Raw genomic sequence first — 6,985 nt, forward strand, 5'->3', positions numbered from 1 at the left:
ACCAACTGAGCTACAGCCACCGTAGATTTTTATTATAACCGCTGCTGTTTACTTCACGGCGGTCATTGGCAAATCTATTGAAGTTCGCACCGGACGCGTCGCCATGATCTCGGCTTTGAAACGCTCTTTGAGAAGGCCGTAATAAGCCTGGTTCTCGGCTCCGGTCCACCACTGGGCGTACTGGGCGCGCTCCTGCTTGGCGACTGCCTCAATAGCGGCCGGGCGCGGCACGATCTTGTTGACCCTGACCACCGCATAGCCCTGGGCGCCTAAATCAAGACCGGCAAACACGGGCAAGGCTGACGCGTCAGCACGCAACGCGGCCGCCAAAACCTGCGGCGGGATATTGGGGGACTGGTCACGCGACAAGACCACAGCCGTTGGCATGGCCGCGGACGCCGGTGCCGCCTTCCAGGCCGCCAGCTTCTCCATGCCCTCTTTCTTCGCAAGTTCGGCAGCGCGGGCAGCAACGACACGCTCACGCACAACATTGCGCACGTCAGCAAACGGCATGGTTTGGGCTGGCGTGTATTGCGTAATGCGTCCTGCCGTCAACTGGTTGGATGCCGTTTCAAGTGCTTCGGTATTGCGCTTCTTCTCTACTGAATCAGTCCCAAAAATGGCAGCAAGAAATTTTGCATTGGCCAACACACCCTGTGTGCCAGCAACGGGTTTGCGCATCACGTTGGTCGCCGTCTTGACCTCAAGCTTCAATTTGTCTGCAACCGGCTTGAGGCTGTCAGCCTGCTCATACACGCCATTGGTAAAAGCCTCGGCAGTTTCGGCAAACTTGGCTTGAGCTTGCTGCGTCTTCAGACTGGCCTCGATACCAGCGCGCAACTCTTCGAAGCTGCGCTGCTTCGGTGCTTTGATATCGGTGAGCTTGATGATGTGGTAACCAAAATCAGACTCCACCACCTCGCTGATATCACCTTTCTTCATGGCAAAAGCGGCGTCTTCAAACGGCTTGACCATGGCACCCCGCGCAAAGAAATCAAGATCGCCGCCGTTGACCGCGGACCCGGCATCTTGCGAGTTCTTCTTGGCAAGGTCCGCAAAGCTGTCGGGCGATTTGCGCACCGCCTGCAACAACTCGTCTGCCCGGGCTTTGGCTTTCTGCCGATCGGCTGCGGGAGCACCCTTGGCCGCATTGATCAGAATGTGGCTCGCACGCCGCTCCTCAACGCCACTGAGACGGGCCACGTTCTGGTCGTAATACAACTTGAGATCAGGCTCACTGATGGAGATGCTTTTTTTAACCGAATCCAGATCCAGCACCACGTATTCAATGCTGGCTCGCTCGGGCGCCTGGAACTGGGCCTGATTGGCCTTGTAAAACGCATCAAGTTCGGCATCGGTTGGATTGACCTTAGACGCGAAATCTGCCGTGGCGAAACTGGCGATCTGCACTTCCCGCTTCTCGAAAAAAGCATTCAATGACACATCGGCGACAGCCGCAGCAGAAAAGCCAGTGCTTGTCACGCCAGCTTCCACCTGCCGAACCGACAGGTCGCGGCGCACGCGGGCTTCGAACCCCTCCGGTGTCAGGCCCTGGCTGGCGGCCAACTGACGATAACGGTCCATATCCAGCTTGCCATTCGGCAGGTGCAGGGAGGCAATGGTGGGATCCTCCCGCAGTTCGCGCGCCAGCCGTGCATCGCTGGTCGTCAGTTTGAATTTGTCAGCCGCTTGGGCCAGCACCCGCTCGCGAACCAGTCGCTCCAGCGTGGCATAACGGGCCTCCGGCGAATCCAGCAGCTTGGCATCCAGGTTCGGCATGGACGCGCGCATGCGATCCGATTCTGATTTGTGCGCCGCATCCCATTCGCCTTGGGAAATGTCATGACCTCCCACACGGGCAACGGCCTCGCCTTTCTCACGAAAGCGGTTGTAGCCATCAATGCCGAACAGCACAAATGAAGGGATGATCAGTAAAAACATCACGAACATCATGACCTTCGTGTGTTTTCGGACAAAATCAAACATGCGCAAATTCTCCAGTAGAAAAACAAAAAAAGGCGAACATTTTGTTCGCCTTTGCCTGGGTGGTGGGTGCTGACGGGCTCGAACCGCCGACCTACGCCTTGTAAGGGCGCCGCTCTACCAACTGAGCTAAGCACCCCACCTCAACCAGCGATCAGTTCAAAGCATCCTTCAATGCTTTGCCCGGACGAAATTTTGGCACCTTGGCAGCTTTTATTTTAATCGCATCGCCAGTACGGGGATTTCGGCCCACCCGCGCAGCACGTTTGCCAACAGCAAATGTACCAAAACCCACCAGCGACACAGAGCCGCCTTTTTTAAGTGTGGTTTTGACGGCGCCAATGGTGGACTCCAGCGCCCGTGTAGCCGCCGCCTTGGAAATATCGGCGTGTATGGCAATGTACTCAATCAGTTCGGTTTTATTCACAAAGAACCCCTCATATGGAAACAGAGTTAATCGAATTGTCTCTTCAAAAATCTTGCCGCTGTCTTGCATCATGTGACTGAAGCGACGGACTCTCACCGTGCCAACACGGCATGCAACTTTATGACAGTGCGGTCGCGAATTCTAGTCGGTTTTCCCGTTTGCACCGGCGCATTGCAGATCGATACTTGGAATAAGTCAATAAAACCCAACTGCTTGGAAATCCGTGACCGATCAAAGCGCTCCGGCAATGGAAATTCCGACGTCCTTTGTGCTCGCCGAACCGCCCAGATCCGGCGTGCGCGGCGCACCGCTTTGGGGATCAAGCACTTTTTCAATGGCCTTCAGGATCGCGTCATGCGCCTGCCTGTGCCCCAAAAAATCCAGCATCATGGCGCCGCACCAGATCTGGCCAATCGGGTTGGCAATGCCTTGGCCGGCAATGTCTGGAGCGGAGCCGTGCACCGGTTCAAAGAGCGAGGGAAATTTGCGCTCGGGATTCAGATTGGCACTCGGCGCTATGCCAATCGTGCCGGTGCAGGCCGGACCCAGGTCACTCAGGATATCGCCAAAGAGATTGCTCGCCACCACGACATCAAAAAAATCAGGGCGCTGCACAAAGTGCGCCGTCAGGATGTCGATGTGGAATTTGTCGAGCGTAATGCCAGGATAGCGCTTCGCCATTTCAACCACGCGCTCATCCCAGTAGGGCATCGTGATCGCTATGCCATTGGATTTGGTGGCGCTCGTCAAATGCTTTTTGGGACGCGACTGGGCCAACTCGAACGCGAACTTCAAAACACGATCCACACCAATGCGGGACATCACGGTTTCCTGCATCACGATTTCCCGCTCGGTGCCGGTGTACATGCGCCCGCCAATGCTGGAGTATTCGCCTTCGGTGTTTTCGCGCACGATGTACATGTCGATTTCACCGGGCTCGCGCCGACTGCCGTCACGCCGCACCACAGGCGCGATGATGCCCGGCATCAGACGCGCGGGCCGCAGGTTCACGTACTGGTCAAACTCGCGACGAAACAGCAGCAGCGAACCCCAGAGCGAAACATGGTCCAGGATTTTCTCGGGCCAGCCGACCGCACCAAAGTAGATCGCGTCGTGGCCACCAATTTGGTCCTTCCAGTTGTCGGGCAACATCTTGCCGTGCTTTTCAAAGTAGTCCCAGCTGGAAAAATCAAAGTGGTCGAACTGCAGATCGATCCCGAACTTGACCGCCGCCGCCTCCAGCACCCGGATGCCTTCGGGCATGACTTCCTTGCCAATGCCGTCACCGGCGATGACGGCAATCCTTCTTTTGCTCATGGCGGGTTCCTCTTGAATCGGTTGCTAAGCAATAGCGGCAAGGATGAGGCGCTGACATTACGCAGCCCTGGGTTGATGAACCACCAACGCGACGCGCGCAGTCACCTCGCGCGCGCCCGGATTTCAGGCAGCGCCTTCTGCAGGTAATACACCATGGACCAGACCGTCATGACCGCGGCAATCCAGATCAGCCAGACACCCCACAAGTGGGTGTTGATGACGCCCAGCAACAGGCCATCAAACAGCAAGAACGGAATCGCCACCATTTGCACTACAGTTTTCAGCTTGCCGATCATGTGAACCGCCACACTCTTGGAGGCACCGATCTGGGCCATCCATTCACGCAGCGCGGAAATCGCGATTTCACGACCAATGATGATGAGTGCGACAAAAACGTCGGCACGGCCCAGATGCACCAGAACCAGCACGCTGGCACAGACCAGTATCTTGTCAGCCACCGGGTCCAGGAACGCGCCAAAGGAAGAGACCTGATTGAGTCGGCGCGCCAGATAACCATCCAGCCAGTCGGTGGCCGCAGACACCACAAACAGCACCGTCGCCGCCAAATTGCGAGTGGCAGGATCAATGGGCAGGTAAAAGACCCCTACGATCAATGGTATCGCGGCGATGCGAGCCCAAGTCATGATGGTCGGAATGGTAAAGAACATGGTTTGATTGTGGCACGGCTTGACGGCGTTTTGACTGACCCTGATCAGTGCAGGGCACGGTAAATTTCTTCGGCCAGCTCTCGCGAGATGCCCTCCACGGTGGCGATATCTTCGACGCCCGCCAGCGCCACACCGCGCACGCCACCGAAGCGCTGCAACAACTTGGCGCGTCGCTTGGGTCCGATACCTGGAATTTCCTCCAGTTTGCCACCATCCATGCGGACCTTGGCCCGCTTGGCGCGCATGCCCGTGATGGCAAAACGGTGCGCTTCATCACGAATCTGGGCCACCAGCATCAGGGCCGCCGAGTCTTTGCCCAGATAGACCTTGTCGCGGCCATCGGCAAACACCAACTCTTCCAGCCCGACCTTGCGCCCTTCCCCCTTCTCGACCCCCACGATCAGCGACAGGTCCAGCCCCAGTTGTTCAAACACCTCGCGCGCCATCGATACCTGACCCTTGCCGCCGTCCACCAGCACCAGGTCAGGCAAGCGGCCGGTTCCGGCCGGCGTTTGCCCTGTTTTCTTCGCTTCCTGCAAGGTCTCGGCCAGTTTGCCGTAGCGCCGCAGCAGCACCTGACGCATGGCCGCGTAATCGTCACCCGGTGTGATGCCGTCGATACCGTAGCGGCGGTACTCGGCGTTTTGCATTTGGTGGTGATGAAACACCACACACGAAGCCTGGGTGGCCTCGCCCGCCGTGTGGGAGACGTCAAAACACTCGACCCGCAGTTCGTCCAGATTGTCCAGCGCCAGATCGAGCGCGTCGGCCAGTGCCCGGGTGCGCGCCTGCTGCGAGCCCTCTTCGGCCAGCAAACGGGCCAGTTGCAGGCTGGCATTGGTTTGCGCCATTTCCAGCCATTGACGGCGCTGTTCGCGCGGCTGGTGCACGGCGCTTACCTTGACGCCGGACTGGATCGACAGGGCCTTGAGCAGGTTTTTATCCACCGGCTCACTAACCACCAGCGAGGGGGGAATCGGGACATTCAGGTAATGCTGCGCCACAAAAGCTTCCAGCACCTGGGCCTCGACAGACTGCTTGGGCGCTGCGGCCACGTCGCCGCCGTCGCCGTCGTCCTCGTCGTCGCTGTAGACCCCCGCCGCATCTTCCACGTGAACCGGGAAATAGGGCCGATCGCCGAGGTGGCGTCCGCCACGCACCATGGCTAGGTTGACACAGGCACGACCGCCCTGCACCTTGACGGCCAGAATGTCCACATCCCGGTCCGACACATTGTCGACCGACTGCTGATGCAGCACATTGGACAGTGCCGCGACCTGGTTGCGCAGTTCTGCTGCCTGCTCGTACTCCAGCGCTTGCGCGTGCGCCATCATGCGGGCCTCCAGCACGTCCATCACCTGCCTGGCATCGCCGCGCAAAAACCGCTCGGCATTGGCCACATCCTGCGCATAGTCCTGCGCGGAAATGTGCCCCACGCACGGTGCAGAGCAACGTTTGATCTGATACAGCAGACAGGGACGCGTGCGGTTGTTGAAGACCGGGTCTTCACAGGTGCGCAGGTGAAACACCTTCTGCATCAACAAAATCGCTTCTTTCACCGCCCAGGCACTGGGGTAAGGTCCGAAATAGTGGTGTTTCTTTTCGACCGCACCCCGGTAATACGACACCCGGGAGAAACTCAAACCCGAGATCGAACCCGGATTCACAGCAGGGCTCACCCCCGTGAGCTTCAGGTAGGGATAGCTCTTGTCATCGCGAAACAGGATGTTGTACTTGGGATTGAGCGTCTTGATGAGGTTGTTTTCCAGCAGCAGCGCCTCGGCTTCTGAGCGCACCACCGTGGTTTCCATGCGAACAATCTTGCTCACCATGTGCCCAATGCGGGTGCCACCATGGTTTTTCTGGAAATAGCTGGACACCCGCTTTTTCAGGTTGATGGCCTTGCCCACATAGAGCACAGCACCGTCCGCGGCGAAATAGCGATACACACCGGGCAGTGCGGGCAGGCTCGCCACGTCACTCAACAGTTGCTCCGTGTGCGCTGGCAGTGAAGACGGCTCAACTGGCACAGAAAGCTCAGGCGGGATGGAATCAGGCAAAACTGGCATAGCTGCGTATTGTGGACAATCTCCGGCGTGAATACAGAAAACGGAAATCTTTGGGACATCTTTTGCAGGGTCATCGACAACTACGGGGACATCGGTGTCTGCTGGCGCCTCGCCGTCGGCCTGGCCGCGCGGGGCGAGCGAGTCCGTTTGTGGGTGGACGACGCCCGTGCTTTGCGCTGGATGGCCCCTGACGGCACGCCGGGAGTAGAGGTCAAGCCGTGGACACAGCCTGTCCAGACCAATGACTTGGTGATCGGCGATATTTTGGTAGAAGCCTTTGGCTGCGAGATTGCTCCTGAATTTATAGCTGCTTACGCAATAGCTACGAGGGCTAGAGGCCTAAAAGGCATATGGATTAACCTGGAGTACCTGAGCGCCGAGGGCTACGCTGAACGCAGCCACGGACTGCCTTCACCCGTGATGGCCGGGCCGGGTGCGGGCCTGATCAAACATTTCTTCTACCCCGGCTTTAGCGCAGCAACCGGCGGGCTGCTGAGAGAAGCGGACCTGGCAGAACGCCA

6 protein-coding genes and 1 tRNA gene are annotated in these 6,985 nt (G+C 58.2%); 1 reads left to right on the forward strand and 6 read right to left on the reverse strand.

Translation table 11 applies throughout. From position 1 onward, the window contains the following. Window positions 1-48: 48 nt before the first annotated feature. The 6 genes from B3V69_RS00770 to uvrC form a co-directional block, all read right to left on the reverse strand. Window positions 49-1,986 (reverse strand): SurA N-terminal domain-containing protein, encoded by a 1,938-nt coding sequence (locus B3V69_RS00770; RefSeq protein ID WP_296442880.1) that lies wholly within the window; start codon window positions 1,984-1,986, stop codon window positions 49-51. Between the two features lie 60 nt (window positions 1,987-2,046). Further along, a tRNA-Val gene (locus B3V69_RS00775) sits at window positions 2,047-2,122 on the reverse strand. 15 nt (window positions 2,123-2,137) lie between these two features. Beyond that, window positions 2,138-2,410 (reverse strand): HU family DNA-binding protein, encoded by a 273-nt coding sequence (locus tag B3V69_RS00780; RefSeq protein ID WP_296442893.1) that lies wholly within the window; start codon window positions 2,408-2,410, stop codon window positions 2,138-2,140. A gap of 231 nt (window positions 2,411-2,641) precedes the next feature. Then, window positions 2,642-3,727 carry a tartrate dehydrogenase gene (locus tag B3V69_RS00785; RefSeq protein WP_296442883.1) on the reverse strand — a complete coding sequence of 362 codons (1,086 nt, stop codon included), beginning with the start codon at window positions 3,725-3,727 and terminating at the stop codon, window positions 2,642-2,644. A 101-nt stretch (window positions 3,728-3,828) separates the two neighbouring features. Then, complete coding sequence (gene pgsA / locus B3V69_RS00790; RefSeq protein ID WP_296442885.1) at window positions 3,829-4,395, reverse strand: CDP-diacylglycerol--glycerol-3-phosphate 3-phosphatidyltransferase; 567 nt, start codon at window positions 4,393-4,395, stop codon at window positions 3,829-3,831. Window positions 4,396-4,439: 44 nt separating this feature from the next. Further along, window positions 4,440-6,464 (reverse strand): excinuclease ABC subunit UvrC, encoded by a 2,025-nt coding sequence (gene uvrC / locus B3V69_RS00795; RefSeq protein WP_296442887.1) that lies wholly within the window; start codon window positions 6,462-6,464, stop codon window positions 4,440-4,442. 27 nt (window positions 6,465-6,491) lie between these two features. On the opposite strand from uvrC, the gene earP reads away from it, so the two are divergent. Continuing rightward, window positions 6,492-6,985 (forward strand): elongation factor P maturation arginine rhamnosyltransferase EarP (gene earP, locus B3V69_RS00800; protein ID WP_296442889.1); only part of this gene is annotated, 494 nt, incomplete at its 3' end.

The organism is Rhodoferax sp. UBA5149 (assembly GCF_002413825.1).
Taxonomy (GTDB): Bacteria; Pseudomonadota; Gammaproteobacteria; order Burkholderiales; family Burkholderiaceae_C; genus Rhodoferax.

Bases quoted from the DNA above. Each gene is read 5' to 3' on its own strand.
- B3V69_RS00770 (WP_296442880.1), bottom strand. From the start codon at position 1,986: ATGTTTGATTTTGTCCGAAAACACACGAAGGTCATGATGTTCGTGATG.
- B3V69_RS00785 (WP_296442883.1), bottom strand. From the start codon at position 3,727: ATGAGCAAAAGAAGGATTGCCGTCATCGCCGGTGACGGCATTGGCAAG.
- pgsA (WP_296442885.1), bottom strand. From the start codon at position 4,395: ATGTTCTTTACCATTCCGACCATCATGACTTGGGCTCGCATCGCCGCG.
- uvrC (WP_296442887.1), bottom strand. From the start codon at position 6,464: ATGCCAGTTTTGCCTGATTCCATCCCGCCTGAGCTTTCTGTGCCAGTT.